General features: G+C 52.2%; 18 protein-coding genes. 16 read left to right on the top strand and 2 right to left on the bottom strand.

From position 1 onward, the window contains the following. The first annotated feature begins 6 nt into the window (after nucleotides 1-6). The 5 genes from AC01YT_RS02205 to trxA all read left to right on the top strand — a co-directional run bounded on the left by AC01YT_RS02205 (nucleotide 7) and on the right by trxA (nucleotide 2,239). Nucleotides 7-246, top strand: a complete 240-nt coding sequence (locus AC01YT_RS02205) for a hypothetical protein (RefSeq protein WP_315623915.1) — start codon at nucleotides 7-9, stop codon at nucleotides 244-246. 7 nt (nucleotides 247-253) lie between these two features. Next, on the top strand, nucleotides 254-1,006 hold the full coding sequence (locus AC01YT_RS02200) for a response regulator transcription factor (RefSeq protein WP_476672588.1): 753 nt from the start codon (nucleotides 254-256) through the stop codon (nucleotides 1,004-1,006). Between the two features lie 79 nt (nucleotides 1,007-1,085). After that, entirely contained in the window at nucleotides 1,086-1,526 is a 441-nt protein-coding gene (locus tag AC01YT_RS02195) for an Hsp20/alpha crystallin family protein (protein ID WP_476672587.1), read from the top strand. Nucleotides 1,527-1,587: 61 nt separating this feature from the next. Next, on the top strand, nucleotides 1,588-1,788 hold the full coding sequence (locus AC01YT_RS02190) for an FmdB family zinc ribbon protein (RefSeq protein ID WP_476672586.1): 201 nt from the start codon (nucleotides 1,588-1,590) through the stop codon (nucleotides 1,786-1,788). Between the two features lie 88 nt (nucleotides 1,789-1,876). Continuing rightward, on the top strand, nucleotides 1,877-2,239 hold the full coding sequence (gene trxA, locus AC01YT_RS02185) for a thioredoxin (protein ID WP_476672585.1): 363 nt from the start codon (nucleotides 1,877-1,879) through the stop codon (nucleotides 2,237-2,239). Nucleotides 2,240-2,313: 74 nt separating this feature from the next. Here the strand turns inward: trxA and murA are convergent, their stop codons facing one another. Next, nucleotides 2,314-3,594 carry a UDP-N-acetylglucosamine 1-carboxyvinyltransferase gene (gene murA / locus AC01YT_RS02180; protein WP_476672584.1) on the bottom strand — a complete coding sequence of 427 codons (1,281 nt, stop codon included), beginning with the start codon at nucleotides 3,592-3,594 and terminating at the stop codon, nucleotides 2,314-2,316. A gap of 108 nt (nucleotides 3,595-3,702) precedes the next feature. On the opposite strand from murA, the gene AC01YT_RS02175 reads away from it, so the two are divergent. The 11 genes from AC01YT_RS02175 (at nucleotide 3,703) to ptsP (ending at nucleotide 16,032) form a co-directional block, all read left to right on the top strand. Continuing rightward, nucleotides 3,703-5,688 carry a sigma-54-dependent Fis family transcriptional regulator gene (locus AC01YT_RS02175; protein WP_476672583.1) on the top strand — a complete coding sequence of 662 codons (1,986 nt, stop codon included), beginning with the start codon at nucleotides 3,703-3,705 and terminating at the stop codon, nucleotides 5,686-5,688. A gap of 361 nt (nucleotides 5,689-6,049) precedes the next feature. Further along, nucleotides 6,050-6,844, top strand: a complete 795-nt coding sequence (locus AC01YT_RS02170; RefSeq protein ID WP_476672582.1) for an MIP/aquaporin family protein — start codon at nucleotides 6,050-6,052, stop codon at nucleotides 6,842-6,844. Nucleotides 6,845-6,979: 135 nt separating this feature from the next. Further along, entirely contained in the window at nucleotides 6,980-7,981 is a 1,002-nt protein-coding gene (dhaK, locus tag AC01YT_RS02165; RefSeq protein ID WP_315623907.1) for a dihydroxyacetone kinase subunit DhaK, read from the top strand. Nucleotides 7,982-8,044: 63 nt separating this feature from the next. Continuing rightward, a complete protein-coding gene (gene dhaL / locus AC01YT_RS02160) occupies nucleotides 8,045-8,680 on the top strand; it encodes a dihydroxyacetone kinase subunit DhaL (protein ID WP_476672581.1) in 636 nt (211 codons plus the stop codon). 43 nt (nucleotides 8,681-8,723) lie between these two features. Next, nucleotides 8,724-10,220, top strand: coding sequence for a glycerol kinase GlpK (gene glpK, locus AC01YT_RS02155; protein WP_476672580.1), 1,497 nt, complete (start codon nucleotides 8,724-8,726; stop codon nucleotides 10,218-10,220). 195 nt (nucleotides 10,221-10,415) lie between these two features. Continuing rightward, nucleotides 10,416-10,661 (top strand): hypothetical protein, encoded by a 246-nt coding sequence (locus AC01YT_RS02150; protein WP_476672579.1) that lies wholly within the window; start codon nucleotides 10,416-10,418, stop codon nucleotides 10,659-10,661. A 66-nt stretch (nucleotides 10,662-10,727) separates the two neighbouring features. Beyond that, nucleotides 10,728-11,891, top strand: a complete 1,164-nt coding sequence (locus AC01YT_RS02145) for an FAD-dependent oxidoreductase (RefSeq protein ID WP_476672578.1) — start codon at nucleotides 10,728-10,730, stop codon at nucleotides 11,889-11,891. A gap of 39 nt (nucleotides 11,892-11,930) precedes the next feature. Next, the gene (locus AC01YT_RS02140) at nucleotides 11,931-12,677 is read left to right on the top strand and encodes a succinate dehydrogenase/fumarate reductase iron-sulfur subunit (protein ID WP_476672577.1); all 747 of its coding nucleotides are present in this window, start codon (nucleotides 11,931-11,933) and stop codon (nucleotides 12,675-12,677) included. 21 nt (nucleotides 12,678-12,698) lie between these two features. Beyond that, a complete protein-coding gene (gene sdhC / locus AC01YT_RS02135; protein WP_476672576.1) occupies nucleotides 12,699-13,094 on the top strand; it encodes a succinate dehydrogenase, cytochrome b556 subunit in 396 nt (131 codons plus the stop codon). 12 nt (nucleotides 13,095-13,106) lie between these two features. Beyond that, entirely contained in the window at nucleotides 13,107-13,484 is a 378-nt protein-coding gene (locus tag AC01YT_RS02130; protein ID WP_476672575.1) for a succinate dehydrogenase/fumarate reductase transmembrane subunit, read from the top strand. Nucleotides 13,485-13,494: 10 nt separating this feature from the next. After that, complete coding sequence (ptsP, locus tag AC01YT_RS02125) at nucleotides 13,495-16,032, top strand: phosphoenolpyruvate--protein phosphotransferase (RefSeq protein WP_476672574.1); 2,538 nt, start codon at nucleotides 13,495-13,497, stop codon at nucleotides 16,030-16,032. 3 nt (nucleotides 16,033-16,035) lie between these two features. On the opposite strand, the gene AC01YT_RS02120 is transcribed toward ptsP, so the two are convergent. Next, on the bottom strand, nucleotides 16,036-18,069 hold the full coding sequence (locus AC01YT_RS02120; RefSeq protein ID WP_476672573.1) for a thioredoxin domain-containing protein: 2,034 nt from the start codon (nucleotides 18,067-18,069) through the stop codon (nucleotides 16,036-16,038). Between the last annotated feature and the right edge of the window lie 42 nt (nucleotides 18,070-18,111).

Here is an 18,111-nt window from a genome sequence, read left to right as displayed (position 1 = left end):
GAAACCATGCCAAGTGTTATCATCCACCTGAATAATGAAGATCCAGTGTTGGGGGAAATTGATGCTCTGCCTTCTCCGACCGACTATTTGATCATCGTCAAGAACCCTCGCAAGCGGGATGGTAAGGATCTTCACTACATCGAGGCGAATGTTACCACAGTGATCTGGCCGGTGAGCCGGATCAATTTCATTGAAGTGTTGCCTGCAGCCGAAGAAGAGGAAGTGATTTCTTTTGTGAGGGAGTGATCTATTTATGACTGATACCAGTCTAAGAGACCGCCTAGTCCTCGTGGTTGATGACGAGGAAAAAATGGCGCGTTTTATTCGGCTTAACCTGGAGCATGATGGCTTTCGGGTGGTAGAAGCCCACCGCGGTGAGGAAGCAATTCGTGTATTACGTGATGCGCTACCGGATCTGGTTATTTTAGATGTGATGTTACCGGATATGGATGGATTCGAGGTATTGCAATTGATCCGTGAAATCAGTCAAGTGCCGGTCATCATGGTTACGGCCAAAGGTGAGGAGGAAGACCGCATTCGGGGTTTGGAGCTTGGTGCCGATGATTACGTGACCAAACCTTTCAGTCCGCGCGAGTTAGTCAGCCGAGTTCGAGCCGTGTTACGGCGCACTGAGATGGCCAGCCCCATTTCTAAAGAGGTGGTTGAGGTAGACGACCGCCTGAAAATTGACTTTGGACGTCGCGAAGTATGGGTAGAGGGCAAACTGGTCAAATTGCGTCCTACCGAATACCGTTTGCTGTATCACTTGGTGCAAAATGCCGGGTGGGTGCTTACCTATGATCAAATTCTTGCCAAAGTATGGGGATATGAATATCGTGATGAACCCCATTATGTGCGCCTTTATGTTAACTATCTCCGTCAGAAAATAGAAAAAGATCCCGCAAATCCCAAATATATCCTGACCGAGCGTGGTGTAGGATATCGGTTTGTGGATTTTCGGCGCCAGAAACCAAGCGAAACAAGCCAGGAATCTACAAAAAATTGATATTTCTCTAGTAAAAATCTTATGCATTGGGCTTATATAAAAGGGTGTCATCAAAACCTTCTTGGCTAGGAGGTGGACGATGGCAAATCTGATGGTCTTTGATCCCATGCGTGAATTGGCTGCTTTGCGCTCGACCATGGATCAACTCTTTGATGACCTCTTCACCCGGCAGGTAGATTGGCTGCGGGGCACAGACTGGATGGCGGTGGACATGTATCAGACCGATAACGACATAGTGGTCAAAGCCACTATTCCTGGGGTAAAGCCCGAGGATGTTCATGTGACGGTCAACAATAATGTGTTGACAATCTCGGGCGAAGTAAAACAGGAAGAAGAGGTCAAGAATGCAGTTTATCATTTGCGCGAACGCCGCTACGGGACGTACACCCGCAGCATTACGTTACCGGTGCCGGTGGAGGTTGATAAAGCCAAAGCCGAATATGAGAACGGCGTGCTAACGCTGACCTTGCCCAAAGCCGAAGCAGTGCGACCGAAGACCATTACGGTAAAGGCGAAATAAGTCCTTAGAAGCAGCCGCCTCGCCAGAGGCGGCTGAAAACCTCTAAGATAAGGAGGTCAAGATGCCAGTTTATCAATATGTGTGTGAGGAGTGTGGGCAACCCTTTGAGTATTTTGCCCGTTCCCAAAACGGGCGCATTCCGCAATGTCCTCAGGGACATCTTCGCGTGCGTAAAGTATATCAGGTGCCTGCTGTTATCTTCAAGGGGAGCGGTTGGTACAGTACCGATCATCGGCCTAAGCCTTCTGCTGAAGAGAAATAAGTCATTGTGACGACCTTGACCTTTAGGATAGTAAAATTGTGATATACTAAACCCGATTTACTTTTGGGTATGAAGGGAGAATGTTAGAATGATTAATTCACCAATTCATGTGACTGATGCCGCGTTTGAGAAAACGGTGTTACAATCAGCCTTACCGGTAGTGGTTGATTTCTGGGCTCCGTGGTGTGGTCCTTGCCGCTTGATTGCCCCGGCACTGGAAAAGATTGCAAAAGACTATGCCGGTAAATTGATTGTTGCCAAGGTTAACACTGACGAAAATCCAGAGTGGGCGACGCGCTTTGGCGTGCAAGGAATCCCCACTTTGCTTTTTGTCGCAAACGGTAAGGTCATCCATCGTCAGGTGGGGGCATTACCGGAGGGAATGCTTCGAGATGTAGTAGAGCAATTTCTGGATGTGGTGCAAACGGCTTCGGCCCAATCCAAATCCTGATTGGAATAACCCATGAAAGTAACAAAAAACCCGGAGTTGCACGCCCGGGTTTTTTGTTATCTGGTTTGGAAAATTTATTCGCGAACACGTTGGATGTGAGCGCCAAGCGCAGCCAGTTTTTCATCCACCCGCTCGTAGCCGCGGTCAATTTGTCCGATATTGCGGATGACCGAGGTGCCGCGGGCAGATAAAGCGGCTAGCACCAGCGCCATGCCGGCGCGAATATCTGGGCTCTCCAGCTTTTCGCCATATAACTCGGTAGGCCCTTGCACAATACAACGGTGCGGGTCGCAAAGGACGATTTGAGCGCCCATGCTGACTAATTTATCCGTGAAAAACATGCGACTGGGGTACATCCAGTCGTGGAAAAGTACAGTGCCCTTGGATTGGGTGGCAACGACCAGGGCGATGCTCATCAGGTCAGTAGGGAAAGCCGGCCAGGGCATGACACTGATCTCGGGAATAGCCCCTCCTAAGTCGGGCTCGATGGTGAGGCGTTGCTCGCGGGGGACAAAAATATCCTCGCCTCGCACGTCCCAATGGACCCCTAGGCGTCCAAATACCAATTGGATCATGTCCAGGTATTCCGGGCCTGCTTTGCGGATGGTGATTTCACCACGGGTTACGGCTGCAGCGCCAATAAACGAGACGACCTCAAGATAATCCGGGCCAATGGTGAATTCACCGCCATGTAAGCGTTCCACGCCAGTAATGTGTAGGGTGTTGGAGCCGATGTTCTCTATTTTTGCCCCCAGTAAGTTCAAGAAGTGACACAATTCCTGGATATGGGGTTCAGATGCCGCATTGCGAATGACGCTTTCTCCCTTAGCCATAACCGCAGCCATAATGGCGTTTTCGGTTGCGGTGACACTAGCCTCATCGAGTAGGATATTAGCTCCGCGCAGACCGCTGGCACGAAAGTAGAAATAACGATCATAAGAGACATCTACACCGAGTTTTTTTAGGGCTAAAAGATGGGTATCAACCCGGCGACGCCCGATGACGTCGCCACCGGGCGGGGGTAGGCGTAATTCACCGGAGCGAGCGCTCATCGGACCGGCGAGCAAAATAGAGGCGCGTATCTTGCGGCACAAATCGGGATCAAGATCCGCCGGCCGCACCTCCTTGGCTTGAATTTTCCACGTATGTTCATCGAGATCAGTAAACTCTACCCCCAATGATTCAAGTAATGCGCGCATAGTACGCACATCTAAGATATTGGGAACGTTGTGTAAGACGACCGGTTCATCGGTGAGTAAACAGGCGGCCATGAGAGGGAGGGCAGCGTTCTTGTTCCCGGAGGGCGTTACTTCTCCGAATAGAGGATAACCACCTTCGATGATAAATTTTTCCATTGCCACCTCCATAGTTATTATATCCATACCTTTGGTGATATGACGAGTTTTTGCTACAATAGGAATTGGTGGGGATTGGAATGGCGAGGAGATGAATGAGGCGCTGAAATGGACCGAGCGACCAAAGAACAACTTTATGATGCGTGGCATACATTTATAACCCGGCATATTATTCTGCCCCAGGTACGACCGATTATTGCTACCTCGTGGCAAAGATGCTGGGCGCGGGTGGATCCCTATGCCTTGCTCAAGCCTCCGCGGCTATCGGATCAGCATCTATTTTCTATGCAGGTTAATCACTTTGAATTAATGGCCATTGCCCGACCTGTGATGGAGGACATTTATCAGTATATCGAAAACTCAAATTCGGTAGTGGTGTTTGCAAACAGCGTTGGTTACTTGCTTGATCGCGTGGGTGATCCGGGCATGCTGGCTACATTGGAGAGCCTCCAGATTGTCCCGGGCGCATTGCTGGCTGAAAGTGAATTGGGCACAAATGCAATTGGGGTGGCGTTGCTTGAGCGCGAACCCTTACAGGTCGTCGGGTATGAGCATTTCTCGCAGCCATTGCATGATTTTGGTTGGGCGGCGGCGCCGGTTTTTGATATTAGCGGTAAGTTGTTAGGGGCATTAGGAATTGCCACCCGAGTGAGCAACTTCCATCCTTATGCTTTGGGCTTGGTGGTGGCAGGCGCACGGGCAATAGAAGCACAGCGCCAATCGGATCAGTTATTGGAAGAGCAAAATAGCCAATTAGCCGGTATCAATGCCGTTCTCTCCGGAATCAACGAGGGAATACTGGTTTGGAACACGGATGGGGTTGTGATTCATGCTAATCCAGCGGCAGCAGAGATCCTCAAGGTGGCTCCTGAAACGCTAATGGGTTCGCATTTGGACGCCTTTGTCAAACTTCCTCCCTATGTGTTAGATGCATTACATCGGCAAATTCCGATTTCTGATTTGGAAGTCAACCTTTCGGTTTTGGGTGAAACGATCTCGTGTTTGCTTAGCCTGCAATATGTGCGCGGGCGGCGTGGCGTACGGGCGATTTTAGCCATTCTGCGCCCGCTGAAGACTCTCCGCGAATATGTACAGCGTCAGGTCGGTTCACCAACGTTTGATCTCCAAAATCTGGTAGGCGAATCGCCTGCGATTCGCCGCGTGCGGCGCTTAGCGCGTAGCGCAGCGGCAGCGCGAGGTTGCGTGTTGATACGGGGTGAAAGCGGGACGGGTAAGAATTTGCTTGCACGTGCTATTCACTATCACAGTCCGCGTAGTCATGGCCCGTTTGTGGTCTTTGCCTGCACTGCTGTGCCGAGTGAATTGGTGCTCCCCGAGTTGTTAGGGGTTGAGCGAGGAGTGGGGGAGGGAATCTCCCATGCCAGTAAGTTTGAATTAGCGGATGGAGGTACGCTTTTCTTCCAGGATGTGGACGCCTTGCCTCTGGAGGCTCAATCGGTCTTATTGAATTACCTTGAACTGGGGATTATACAACGCATTGGCAGTCGTAAGCCCGTTGAAGTGGATGTGCGTATCATTGCCTCCAGTTCAGCAGATTTAGAGCATTTGGTGGCTGAAGGTAATTTTCGGGCCGATCTGTTTTACCGCTTGAGCCTATTTGAAATCGTGTTGCCTCCTTTACGTGAACGTAAGCAGGATTTAGAGTTATTGATTGAGCAGATCCTGCAACGCCTGGCCCGGCAATTGGGACATCCCCTTAGCCTGAGCCGTGAGACCCTTGGAATACTACGGTCTCATTCCTGGCCGGGGAACGTACGGGAATTGGAATCGGTCCTGACGAGAGCAGCGGTACAGGCAAGTCCCGGGCATCTCATCTTACCGGTTCATTTGCCCCCATTACAAACAGGTGCGGAAACGGGTGACAAGGTATGGACTCGTCATTTACCGCCCCTTGAGGAAATCGAACGCCAGGCAATTCTCCAAGCCGCGCGGCAATGTCATGGAAATGTTTCTCAGATGGCTCGACTTTTAGGTGTGGGGCGGACAACATTATGGCGTCATTTGCGACGAATGAACATTTCGCTGGAGGCTTATCGTGAAGATGGTGGCCAAGGGAGTGGTGTTTCAAATTGAAACACAACGCCAAAAAAATGTTTCAAAATGATACATTAAAAAACGTTAAGTTGACAGGTGAGCTGAAAGCCTTACAATGAATTGTGATGTCTTGCGCAATGTGGCTTTATGAGCAGTGGGTGATAACTGCAAACCCTATGCTAATGGCATGGGGGGATGAGTGTGTTTTAGTTTCTTCTTCTTGTGCGCAAAAAATACCGCCATTAGATTAGTCCCGATTGGCGGTATTTTTGCGAGACCCATTGTTAGTAAGTTGCTCAAATTTCATACCAAAGGAGGTGAACGGAGAAATAAGCGAAGCCGTAGTCTGTTGCCCCGTCTATTCTATTCTTCAAATTCTTTATGAAAGGAGAGGTCCGACATGAAATCCAAAGGTTTAGGCGAGTTTCTGGGCGAAGTCATCGGTACTTTTACCCTGATCTTGCTGGGTGATGGTGTGGTTGCCAATGTGGGGCTTGCCCCGCGGTTGGCTGCACCAGCCTATAACTGGAACACTATCACCATCGGCTGGGCCTTCGCAGTCATTGTGGCAGTTTATGTTGCGGGTGGCGTATCGGGCGCTCATCTTAACCCGGCAGTGACCATTGCCCTGGCAGTAAAACGCGGTTTCCCCTGGTCCAAAGTGCCTACGTATATCCTGGGGCAATTGGTGGGGGCTTTCCTAGGCGCGTTAGGCGTGTACCTGGTTTATCGTGAGGGCCTGGTTGCGGCTGGCATGCCCAATGTTTGGTGCACCGGGCCTGGCTCGGTCTTCGGACAGGCGTTCTGGGGCGGTCAGGGTGCTGCGCCACAGGGTTCCTATTCATTGCTCAACGCCAGCATCGCGGAAATTTTCGGCACGATGGTGCTGCTCTTTGGTGTGCTGGCGAGTGGTGATCAGCGCAACCTGGGCTTGAAATTCAACCTGGGCCCCTTCCTGGTTGGCGGCACGGTTCTGTCGGTCGGTCTGAGCTTGGGCGGCCCGAGTGGGTATGCCATCAACCCGGCCCGTGACCTTGGTCCGCGCATCCTCGGCACGCTGGTCGGGACCCAGGGCCTCTTCGATGGTTCCTACTGGATTGTGGCGCCGGTGATTATGCCGATCATCGGTGGTATCTTGGGTGTGCTGCTCTATGATTGGTTCGTGAGCGCCTTCCTGCCCGAGAAGAGCGAGTAATTCATTCTTATATGAGTGGGCCTACCCCTTGGGTGGGGTGGGCCCACCTCAATTGAGCATTACATGGGTAGGTGTGGATGGTGCGCCGGATAGAAAAGTTGCATCAGTCACTAGTGGGTAGAAAGGAAGTGAGGTATGAAGAAGTTAATCAATAAACCCGAAGATGTCGTTCGTGAAGAACTGGAGGGTATGGCGCTTGCCCACCCCGATCTGATCCGGGTGCATTTTGATCCCAACTATATTGTGCGCGCCGATGCGCCGGTCAAAGGAAAAGTGGGTGTGTTATCGGGTGGCGGTTCAGGCCATGAACCGATGCATGGGGGCTTCGTCGGCATCGGCATGCTGGACGCAGCTTGCCCGGGTGCAGTGTTTACTTCCCCAACACCGGATCAGATGCTTGAGGCAACGAAGGCTATCAACGGTGGGGCTGGTGTGCTGCATATCGTCAAGAACTACACCGGCGACATCATGAACTTTGAGATGGCTGCCGACCTTGCCCGCGCCGAAGGGATCGAAGTGGAATCGGTGATCATTGATGATGATGTAGCCGTGCAGGATAGCCTCTATACGGCCGGTCGCCGTGGCGTGGGTAGCACCGTTTTGGCCGAGAAATTATGCGGTGCGGCGGCCGAGCAAGGGCGCTCACTCAAAGAGGTGGCCGATGTTTGTCGCAAGGTCAAGGACTGGGGACGCAGCATGGGAATGGCGCTGACCTCATGCACGGTGCCGCATGTGGGTCGGCCCACGTTTGATTTACCTGAAGATGAAATGGAAATCGGGATCGGTATCCACGGCGAGCCGGGGCGAACACGCATGAAACTCAAACCGGCGGATGAGATTGTGGAAATGCTGATGGAGCCGATCATCAAGGATATCCCCTACAAACCGGGTGACGAGGTGTTACTCTTCGTCAACGGTATGGGTGGGACACCGCTCATCGAGTTGTACATTGTCTATCGCAAGGCGCATCAGATCGCGACCCAACATGGTCTGAAGGTTGTGCGCAACCTGATTGGCTCCTATATCACCAGCCTGGAGATGGCCGGCACCTCGATCACATTACTCAAGATGGATGAGGATATGATCAAGTTGTGGGATGCACCGGTCAAGACGCCGGGCTTGCGCTGGGGCATGTAATCTCTACCATCAACACTTGCCGGGGTTTGCTCTGGGTGAACCCCGGCTATAACGGAGCGTCGTATGGTCATTACTCGGGATAAAGTGTTGGAGTGGATAAAGCGTTACGCTGATCTTCTGGCGGAGAATCGCGATTATTTGACCCAGTTGGATGCTGCTATCGGTGATGCCGATCATGGGGCAAATATGGATCGCGGCTTCAAAGCGGTGTTGAATAAAATGCCAGAACTTGCCGATAAGGACATAGGTACGATCCTCAAAACGGTAGGTATGACCCTACTGGCTACCGTGGGTGGCGCTGGTGGTCCGCTTTATGGCACGTTCTTCCTTCAGGCTGGAATTAAGACCACGGGTAAGATGGAGTTAACTCTAGAGGACTGGGTCAATGCTCTGGAAGCGGGTATCACCGGGGTCAAGAACCGAGGGAAAGCCGAACTAGGGGATAAGACCATGATTGATGCCCTGGTGCCAGCCTGGAATGCGCTCAAACAGGCTGCCGATAACGGCAATAACTTAAGTGAGGCCCTGGAGCGCTGTGCCCGGGCTGCCGAAGAAGGGATGAAAGCCACAATACCGCTTGTTGCGCGCAAAGGTCGTGCCAGTTATTTGGGTGAGCGAAGTGCAGGACATCAGGACCCAGGAGCCACCTCATCCTACCTTATGTTGCGAGCGGCCGCCGAAGTCTGGCGTGACGCGTAAACAATTCTCTCAAACCCAAATCTAAAACTTCAGGAGGTGTGATATGGCCAAGTATGCTGCCGCGATTGATCAGGGTACGACCAGCACTCGCTTCATGATCTTTGACCACAGCGGCAACGTGGTAGGTGTTGATCAGAAAGAACATGAGCAGATTTACCCCAAGCCGGGTTGGGTCGAACACGACCCGATGGAAATCTGGACGCGGACTCAGGAAGTTATTGAAGGAGCGCTGCGCAAGAGCGGTGTGGATCCAAAGGACATTGCTGCAGTTGGCGTGACCAATCAGCGTGAAACCACCATTGTGTGGGAAAAAGCGACCGGAAAACCGGTGTATAATGCGATCGTATGGCAGGACACCCGTACCGACAAAATCTGCAACGAGTTGGCAGCCGATGGTGGCCAGGATCGCTTCCGCCCCAAAACTGGTCTACCGCTAGCCACCTATTTCTCGGGCCCCAAGATCAAATGGATCTTGGATAATGTGCCGGGTGTTCGCGAGAAAGCCGAGAAAGGCGAGGTCATCTTTGGGAACATCGATACCTGGGTGATCTGGAACCTGACCGGTGGTCCGAAGGGTGGTGTACATGTGACAGATGTTTCTAACGCCTCGCGCACCATGTTAATGAACCTGGAGACCCTGGATTGGGATGATGAAATCCTGGGAATCCTGGGTATCCCACGCGCGATGCTGCCGGCGATTCGTCCATCTTCCGAAGTTTATGGGTATGCCAAGGGCTTGCTCGAGGGTATCCCGGTCGCAGGTGACTTGGGTGACCAGCAAGCAGCGCTCTTCGGTCAGGCCTGCTATAGCCCTGGCGAAGCCAAGAACACCTACGGCACTGGCTGCTTCATGCTGTTGAACACCGGCACCCGCCCAGTGCCTAGCAAGAGTGGTTTGCTGACCACGCTAGCCTACAAGATCGGCGATCAACCGGCGGTTTACGCGTTGGAGGGCTCGATCGCTATCACCGGTGCCTTGGTACAGTGGCTGCGCGATAACCTGAAGATGATCGAATCCTCAAAGGATGTAGAGGCGTTGGCCCGCACCGTGGAGGACAATGGCGGCATTTACTTCGTGCCGGCGTTCTCGGGCCTCTTCGCGCCCTATTGGCGCAGCGATGCCCGTGGTGTGATTGTGGGTCTAACCCGCTACATCAACCGTGGTCATATTGCTCGGGCTGCGTTGGAGGCCACGGCTTACCAGACCCGCGAGGTGTTGGACGCGATGAACGCCGACTCTGGCGTGCCGCTGACCGCCCTCAAGGTGGATGGTGGTATGGTCTACAACGAGTTGCTGATGCAATTCCAGGCGGACATCCTGGGTGTGCCCGTCATTCGCCCGAAGGTCGCTGAAACAACTTCCCTCGGTGCAGCGTATGCGGCGGGTATGGCGGTTGGGTTCTGGACCAACTTCGATGAATTGCGCGCGAACTGGCAGGTGGATAAGGTCTGGAATCCGCAGATGAGCTCCGAAGAACGCGAACGGCTCTATGCCGGTTGGAAGAAAGCCGTCCAGCGCACCTTTGGGTGGGTCGAATAATATCATTTGATGTTGGTTGGGGGCAGGGTTTCCCTGCCCCCAAACCTGTGATCATAAGGTGTAGGGCGGTGGGGTCAAGAGGGCAGGGCGCCGGATTGACCGAAAACCGCTCTTTGTATGCCCCTAAAGCGGGTGATTTTTTGAAGTTGCAATGTTAAATAATGATAAAATTCACAGATAGTTGGATGGTGCCTAATGAGTAAAAAGAAAAAACACCAGGTCGAATCGGATCCTTTTGCCACTGGTCAACCTTGGCTATCTATGAAAAGTGCAATTATTACCATGGCTGTGGTTAGTGTCTTGATGGTGGCATGGGTAACCTGGCAAGGTTCTTATTCAAAACCTTTGGGTGAGAGTTTATTGTGGGGTTTGGTGTTTGGCGGCAGTATATGGATCGTGTTTTTGTTATTCTTGTTGATTCATCGTCTTTTCCGCCGCTAGTGATCAGGATTCACGGATGAGGTGAGTTTTTAACAAGGAACTTTAACCCAGGATAGGAGCGATTCTATGAGCCAATATCACGCGATCGTAATAGGCGCCGGGTTTACCGGTGTAGCGATTGCCCATGATCTGGCCCTGCGTGGGTTTCGGGTTACGGTGGTGGAACGGGGGCCAATTGCCAACGGTACCTCGGGACGAACCCATGGTCTGTTACACTCTGGGGCTCGCTACGCGGTGAATGATCAGGAGTCAGCTATTGAGTGCATCCAGGAGAATCAAATTTTACGCTTGATTGTCCCCGATGCTATTGAACCAAACGGGGGTCTTTTCATCGCGGTGGATGAAAGTGATTTGGAGTATCGCGAGAAGTTTATTCAGGGCTGCGAGGAGTGCAAAATCCCGATTCGCGAACTGACGCCTAAGGAAGCCCTGCGGATTGAACCCAATCTGAACCCCCAATTGCTAACCGCCTTCACCGTGCCCGATGGAACGTTTGATCCTTTGCGTCTGGCATTAGCCTTTGCGGCAACCGCGAAATCCAATGGCGCAGTGTTCCATCTCTACACCGATGTGGTGGACTTGCTGACCGATGGACAGGGGAACATTAAGGGGGTGAAGGCTTGGAATCGGGCTACGGATAAACGCTTCGAGATTGAAGGGGATATCGTGGTCAATGCCACCGGAGCATGGGTGGGTCAAATTACCTCCATGGCTGGTATCCGGGTGCCGATTGCTCCAACGCCGGGGGTCATGGTTGCTTATGATAAACGTCTAACTCAACGGGCTATCAACCGTTTGAATAAACCCGGCGATGGCGATATTGTTCTACCGCAGCGGCGGATGATGGTCGTTGGAACCACGTCGTTCTCGATCGAAGACCCCGACTATGTCCCTGTGCTACCGGATCATGTGGCTTTGATGATCGAGCGTGGTTCGGAATTGATCCCTGCCCTACGCCAGACCAAGGAGCGAGGTGCTTATATGGCTACTCGTCCATTGATTGGGAGCGGTGCACCTGGCCGAAGCATTTCACGCACCTTCAAAGCATATGATCATAAAGAAACCGACAATGTTGAAGGATTGGTTACTATTACAGGCGGAAAGGCAACCACCTTGCGCCTGATGGCGGAGAAAACGGTGGATTTGGTATGCAAGAAACTTGGTGTCAATGTTCCTTGCACTACTGCGGAAACGCCACTGATATCATATCGTAAATTCTTCGTCAATTAGTTGGCTGAACTGACCCAAACCTTTGCCCGGAGCACACCTATGAGCGAGGAAAAGTGGACGGTAAATTTTGTGGTGTATCGTAAGAAAGGGGAGGGAGAACCCTATTATCAGACGTTTACGCTTGAGGTCAACCCAGATGAGTACGTGATTGATGGCGTTGAACGTATCTGGGCTTTCCATGATCGTTCGCTGGTTTTTGCCCATGCCTGTCATCATTCCACCTGTGGTGCCTGTGGTATGCGGGTGAACGGGGTGGAAAAGTTGACCTGCATCACGCGTATTCGGGACGTTACCACCAACGGCGGCACACTGCGGATTGAACCATTGCGCAATTTTCCGGTGATCAGCGATTTGGTGGTGGATATGAGCCGACTATATGTGGGGATGGATAAAGTGCATGCACCCGCGGTTCATCCTCTTTCTATGGCGCCGTTGGAAGGTAAGGGCATTAAGCCACCACGTGAAGTCCCCATGGACGATGACAAGGAATATCTGCGTTTGGCAGATTGTATTGAGTGTGGTTTGTGCATCAGTGCTTGTCCGATAGCTGGTACGGCTGAGGAATACCTTGGACCGGCCGTTCTAGCGGCGGCTCAATTACAAGGGCTTAATCGTGCACCGGATCTAGCTGCGATAGTGGATTGCGTGGACGGGGTGTGGCGTTGCCATAGCGCCTATGAGTGCACGGAAGTCTGTCCTTCCAATGTGGATCCGGGTTGGCGGATCATGGATTTGCGGCGACAAGTTTTGGCCCAACGCATCCGACGTTGGTTTGGAGCAGCCTAATCCAAGAGAAGGAGAGTCAACATGGAAAATCCGAAAAAGAAACCCAACACCCGGGGCATTTGGGATTGGTTTGACCCACGCGGGCGAAAGGTTGGTGGATGGGGGTTCATCCTCAACCGCTTATCGGCGATTGGGCTGACCGTGTATCTTTACCTTCACTTGGTGATGTTAGGAAAATTGGCCCAAGGCCCAGAGGCTTATGATTCGTTTATCGCTTTTGCCAAACAGCCGCTGATCCTCTTTGGTGAAATTCTAGTGATTATTGGGGGGCTTTATCATGGCCTTAATGGGATACGCATTGCTTTGAACAGTTTTGGGGTGAGTGTCAATGCCCAAAAGCAGTTGCTTTATGGTGTGTTAACGCTCACCATCGTGGGGTCGTTGATCTTTGGACTGCGCATGATTGCAGCGCATTGATGAGGAGGCGCTATGCAAAATACAATTTCCCAACCCAAAGCCGGTGAAAGTTATCTGTTGTGGTTTATTAAGATTGTGTCCGGTTTATTGATTGTGGTGATTCTGTTTATCCATTTCCTGGTCAATCACTATCTGGCGCCTGAAGGATTGCTCTCACACGCGGAGGTCGTGGCTTATTATCGCAATTACCCCATTGTGCCTATAATGGAGGGGTTCTTCCTGGTTTTTGTGGTATCCCATTCCTTAATCGGTACCCGCAGTATTCTACTGGATTTGAACCCCAAGAAGGCCGTGATGCGTATCATCGACGCATTGTTAGTCCTCATTGGGTTGGTGGCTACGGGCTACGGGATTTGGTTGTTATTTGCTGTTATTAACTGGGGGAGTTAGAGCATCTCATATGGTAAGCCTGGTTCTGGTCTCACATAGTAAGGCGTTGGCCGAGTCGTTAGAGGGCTTAATTCGGCAAATGGCGGGGGAGACGCTAAAAATAGGCGTTGCCGCAGGTGCTGGGCCTGATCATAATGATTTTGGCACCGATGCTACTGACATTGCGCGCGCGATCACCGAGGTGGATAGCCCGGATGGCATCCTGGTGCTGATGGATCTGGGGAGTGCTATCTTGAGTGCGGAGATGGCTTTGGAATTAATCCCCCCTGAGGTACGTCAGCGGGTGCGTTTTTGCCCCGGCCCACTCGTCGAAGGAGGAATTGCTGCGGGTGTCCAGGCCAGCTTAGGCAGTGACATCGAGACCGTGTGTCGGGAAGCTCACCGTGCCCTGCAGCCCAAAACTGAGCAACTCGAAGGAGGCCCTGAGGCTATACCACCTGCTGAAGCGATTACCCCCACCCAAGAGGGGCAGGACTATCAACAGGTTGAAGTTGTGCTCAAAAATGCCCATGGTCTCCATGCCCGTCCTGCGGCGCGGTTTGTTCAACTGGCTTCAAAGTTTGATGCTGAAATTCTGGTCACCAATTTAACCAACCAGAAAGGGCCCGTTTCGGCCAAAAGCCTTAATGCATTAGCAACGCTGGGAGCGCTGCGGGATCATCGCATTCGCATCATGGCGCGGGGTAAACAGGCCACCGAGGCGCTGGAGGAATTACGCAGGTTAGTCGAAGAACGCTTTGGTGAGCCGGTTGGCGTTCTCGCTGAACCGAAGCCGATTTCTATGCCGCCGAAAGTGCCAGAAGGCGAAGCCGTTGCCCGAGAAGGTCCCGGGACTTTCGTGGGGCTTCCGGTTTCGGATGGGGTGGCTGTTGCTCCGCTCTACCACTATGAATCTCTGCCACCGGTAATATCCACCGAGGATGCAGCCGATCCCGAAGCCGAATGGAAACGATTACAGGAGGCAATAGAGAAGGTTCGGCACGCCATCCAAATGCGCCATCAGGAAATGCTAGTGCGCGTTGGTGCGGAGGAAGCGGCGATATTCGAGGCCCATGCGCTTTTACTAGATGACCCCGATTTGTTACAGCCGGCGCGGCAGTTGATTTTTGATCAGCGTTATAACGCTGCGCGGGCTTGGAAAAGCAGTGTTGAGGCTGCGGTGGCTCAGTATCAGCGTTTGGAAGATCCTTACCTGCGCCAGCGCGCCCTGGATGTGCAGGATGTGGGAAATCAAGTGTTGCGTGCGCTTTCCGGAGAAATCCACGAGAAAGTGATCTTTGAGCATCCGGTTATTCTTGTTGCCGATGAGTTGACTCCCACAGAAACAGCTCAATTGGATCTTGAGCACATCCAGGGGATTATTACATTGAGCGGAGGACCCACCTCACACAGCGCTATATTGGCCCGTTCGCTGGGGATTCCGGCGGTCACCGGTTTGTCACCAACGATTAAGCGCTTGCCTCAAAACATCCTCTTGGGTTTGGATGGTTTTCAAGGGCGCGTTTGGGTTGAGCCCGATGAGGAAGTGCAGCGCGAATTGGAAACTAAGCGCAAACGTTGGCTTGAGGAACGTCAGAAGCTTCAAGAGGCCAGCCTGCAACCCGCCATGACCCGCGATGGTTTGCGGATAGAAGTGGTAGCAAATGCGGGTAATCTTGCCGACGCCCAACTGGCGGTTCAAAATGGGGCTGAGGGAATCGGCTTGCTTCGCACCGAGTTCCTTTTTCTAACCCGACAAACGCCTCCCTCAGAAGAAGAACAATTTCAAGCCATTCGGGATATTGGGCTTGCGCTGAAAGGTAAACCAGTTATTGTGCGTACGCTCGATGTGGGAGGGGATAAGCCCTTGCCGTATATTCCAATGGAGCCTGAAGCTAATCCCTTCCTAGGGATCCGAGCGTTGCGCTTATCGCTCCAGCAACCCGACTTGTTCCGAACCCAGTTACGAGCAATTCTGCGAGCAGGCGCTATAACGCCCGTGAGGGTTATGTTCCCTATGGTGGCCAGTTTAGAAGAGGTGGAACAAGCACGTGATTTTCTCGCGCAGGTTCATAACGAATTAGCGCAAGAGGGGATTGCCCATGCCTGGCCGATTGATACCGGGATTATGGTTGAAATCCCCTCGGCGGCGATAAAGGCGGATGCCCTGGCGCCTGTGGTGGATTTTTTCAGCATTGGGACCAATGATCTTACCCAATATACCCTGGCGGCTGAGCGCGGAAACCCTCGTTTGGCTTATCTGGCGGATGCGCTTCATCCGGCAGTGTTGCGATTAATCGAGCAGGTGGTGCAAGCAGCGCATGCAGCGGGCAAATGGGTTGGTGTTTGCGGTGAACTGGCTGGCGAACCCGAAGCCGTGCCTATATTGGTGGGATTGGGTGTGGACGAATTAAGTGTTAACCCCGCGGGTATTCCTAAGGTAAAAGCGCTGATCCGAGCGATGGCGTCAAGCGATGCACAGGTGCTGACCCAAAAAGCACTGGCATGTGCTAAGGCTACTGAAGTGCGTCAATTATCTACGGAGTTTCTAAACACACTGCAGGGTTGAGGCTTAGATAAGTTCCACAAAATCTTCGAATGAGGTAATTGGTTGTAGGCACATGAAGCGATCACACATAAAAACGGTTACCGGAGCTTCTGAAGGGGGGAGATGAGCCCTTACTAAATAAGGTGCATCTGGGGCCGGTGGGATTGCGCTTCCCGCCAATATCGTGCGCGGGCGGTAATGGCGATGAAGGTATTGCAAATAGGGCTTTACCTTTTGGGGATCGTGCCATAAGAAAGCAATTTGCTGCACCGGCCCTTGGACAATATCTATACTGCGCAGGAAGGCGGCAAACCCTAGGGGATAGCGTTGGCATGCTGTGCTAATCCAAGATAAAACGTTCTGTGCCAGGCTGTACCACGAATCTCGTTGCTCCAAAAGGGAGAGAGCCAAAAGGGCTTGTATGGCGAGAGCATTACCGGAAGGTGTAGCGCTGTCCTGGATCTCTTTAGAGCGCAAGGGTAAGGTGGCATCATCGAGAGGAGTGTCAAAGAACCCACCTGATGTATCTTGGAAGAGATGGATCATTTCCTCGGCAAGATTTATCGCCCATTTGAACCAAGCGGTGTCAAAGTCGGATTGATACAGTTCGAGCAGAGCGAGGATTAAAGCGGCATAATCCTCTAGACGGGCGTAGGGCCCGAGCGCGCCTTGTCGCCATGAACGGTGGAGGCGCTGTTCCCGATAGAGTTCATTCAGGATGAAATTGGCGGCATTTTGAGCGGCGGACAGATAGTGGGGGGTTTCCAAGTGGCGGCCTGCTAGAGCAAAAGCACGAATGGCTAACGCATTCCAGGCCACAATGATTTTGTCATCTGTGGCCGGGCGGATACGACGTTGCCGTTGCTGGAAGAGGGGTGAGATCATTTCAGTAACCATGTGCAAGACATCAGAGAGGGGGAGATTTTGACGCTGAGCGAGTTCTAACCATGTCAATTGGGCTTTTAGAACGATTTTCCCCCCATGGATTACAGTATCGTCAAGGCGAAAGGTTTGAGTAAATTGCTCCCAAACGTTTACTTCACCTAGTAGGGTTTTGAGTTCGTCTATTGCCCAGGTGTAGAATTTACCCTCTTCGCCTCCCGAGTCGGCATCTAGGCTGGAATAAAACCCTCCAGAAGGATGCGTTAATTCATTGAGGATAAAATCAAACGTGCGTTCAGTGATAAAGCGAAAAACCTCATCCCGTGTGAGCAAGTAGCCCTGGAGATAAACCGTGGCTAATTGAGCGTTGTCATAAAGCATTTTTTCAAAATGAGGAATGCACCACTCAGCATCGGTGCTGTAACGATGGAAACCACCCCCGATGAGGTCAAAGATTCCCCCATTTGCCATCGCATGGAGTGCATGAGTGGCGAGGGATAATGCCCGATCATTTCCACGGGTGGCCTGAGTGAAAAGGAATTCGATTGCTAGGGGCTGGGGGAATTTGGGTGCGCGTCCCCATCCCCCATGCTGCCAGTCGTAGGTTGTCTCGAGTTGATTTAAGGCGGCAGTAAGCACGGTTTCGAGATCTGCGGGGTGTGGTGAAGCCTGCCAAGTATGGGTTTGACGCAAATGCTCATATACCTTTTTGGCCAAGGTTCGTATATTTTCGCGATCCTGTTTCCAAGAGAGGTGGACGGCTTGTAAGACTTGTAAAAACGAGGGTAAGCCGTAGCGAGGCACGGGCGGAAAATACGTCCCGCCGTAGAAAGGTTCTAATTCGGGAGTGAGGAAAACCGAGAGTGGCCATCCCCCTTGTCCGGACATGGCTATGACGGCATTCATGTAGAGGGTGTCCACATCGGGATGTTCCTCACGGTCTACTTTGATGGAGACGAAGTGAGAGTTTAGATAAGCGGCAATCTGCTCGTTCTCAAAGCATTCGTGAGCCATTACGTGGCACCAATGGCAAGCGGCGTAGCCAATGCTAAGAAAAATGGGCTTATCCTCGAGGCGTGCCCTGGCAATAGCTTCTTCGCCCCAAGGATACCAATTAACGGGGTTATTGGCGTGTTGCAAGAGATAGGGAGAGGCTGAACGTTGCAAGCGGTTCATCGGCTTGTCCACCGCGAAGAAATATGACTTGACTTGTCATAA

This window comes from Thermanaerothrix sp., from assembly GCF_056331585.1.
The sequence above is the reverse complement of the archived record's forward strand: the minus strand, read 5'-3'. Positions and strand labels throughout refer to the sequence as shown.

Excerpts from the sequence above, each read along its gene's own strand:
- AC01YT_RS02205 (WP_315623915.1), top strand. The coding sequence starts at position 7 with ATGCCAAGTGTTATCATCCACCTGAATAATGAAGATCCAGTGTTGGGG.
- AC01YT_RS02200 (WP_476672588.1), top strand. The coding sequence starts at position 254 with ATGACTGATACCAGTCTAAGAGACCGCCTAGTCCTCGTGGTTGATGAC.
- AC01YT_RS02195 (WP_476672587.1), top strand. The coding sequence starts at position 1,086 with ATGGCAAATCTGATGGTCTTTGATCCCATGCGTGAATTGGCTGCTTTG.
- AC01YT_RS02190 (WP_476672586.1), top strand. The coding sequence starts at position 1,588 with ATGCCAGTTTATCAATATGTGTGTGAGGAGTGTGGGCAACCCTTTGAG.
- trxA (WP_476672585.1), top strand. The coding sequence starts at position 1,877 with ATGATTAATTCACCAATTCATGTGACTGATGCCGCGTTTGAGAAAACG.
- murA (WP_476672584.1), bottom strand. The coding sequence starts at position 3,594 with ATGGAAAAATTTATCATCGAAGGTGGTTATCCTCTATTCGGAGAAGTA.
- AC01YT_RS02175 (WP_476672583.1), top strand. The coding sequence starts at position 3,703 with ATGGACCGAGCGACCAAAGAACAACTTTATGATGCGTGGCATACATTT.
- AC01YT_RS02170 (WP_476672582.1), top strand. The coding sequence starts at position 6,050 with ATGAAATCCAAAGGTTTAGGCGAGTTTCTGGGCGAAGTCATCGGTACT.
- dhaK (WP_315623907.1), top strand. The coding sequence starts at position 6,980 with ATGAAGAAGTTAATCAATAAACCCGAAGATGTCGTTCGTGAAGAACTG.
- dhaL (WP_476672581.1), top strand. The coding sequence starts at position 8,045 with ATGGTCATTACTCGGGATAAAGTGTTGGAGTGGATAAAGCGTTACGCT.
- glpK (WP_476672580.1), top strand. The coding sequence starts at position 8,724 with ATGGCCAAGTATGCTGCCGCGATTGATCAGGGTACGACCAGCACTCGC.
- AC01YT_RS02150 (WP_476672579.1), top strand. The coding sequence starts at position 10,416 with ATGAGTAAAAAGAAAAAACACCAGGTCGAATCGGATCCTTTTGCCACT.
- AC01YT_RS02145 (WP_476672578.1), top strand. The coding sequence starts at position 10,728 with ATGAGCCAATATCACGCGATCGTAATAGGCGCCGGGTTTACCGGTGTA.
- AC01YT_RS02140 (WP_476672577.1), top strand. The coding sequence starts at position 11,931 with ATGAGCGAGGAAAAGTGGACGGTAAATTTTGTGGTGTATCGTAAGAAA.
- sdhC (WP_476672576.1), top strand. The coding sequence starts at position 12,699 with ATGGAAAATCCGAAAAAGAAACCCAACACCCGGGGCATTTGGGATTGG.
- AC01YT_RS02130 (WP_476672575.1), top strand. The coding sequence starts at position 13,107 with ATGCAAAATACAATTTCCCAACCCAAAGCCGGTGAAAGTTATCTGTTG.
- ptsP (WP_476672574.1), top strand. The coding sequence starts at position 13,495 with ATGGTAAGCCTGGTTCTGGTCTCACATAGTAAGGCGTTGGCCGAGTCG.
- AC01YT_RS02120 (WP_476672573.1), bottom strand. The coding sequence starts at position 18,069 with ATGAACCGCTTGCAACGTTCAGCCTCTCCCTATCTCTTGCAACACGCC.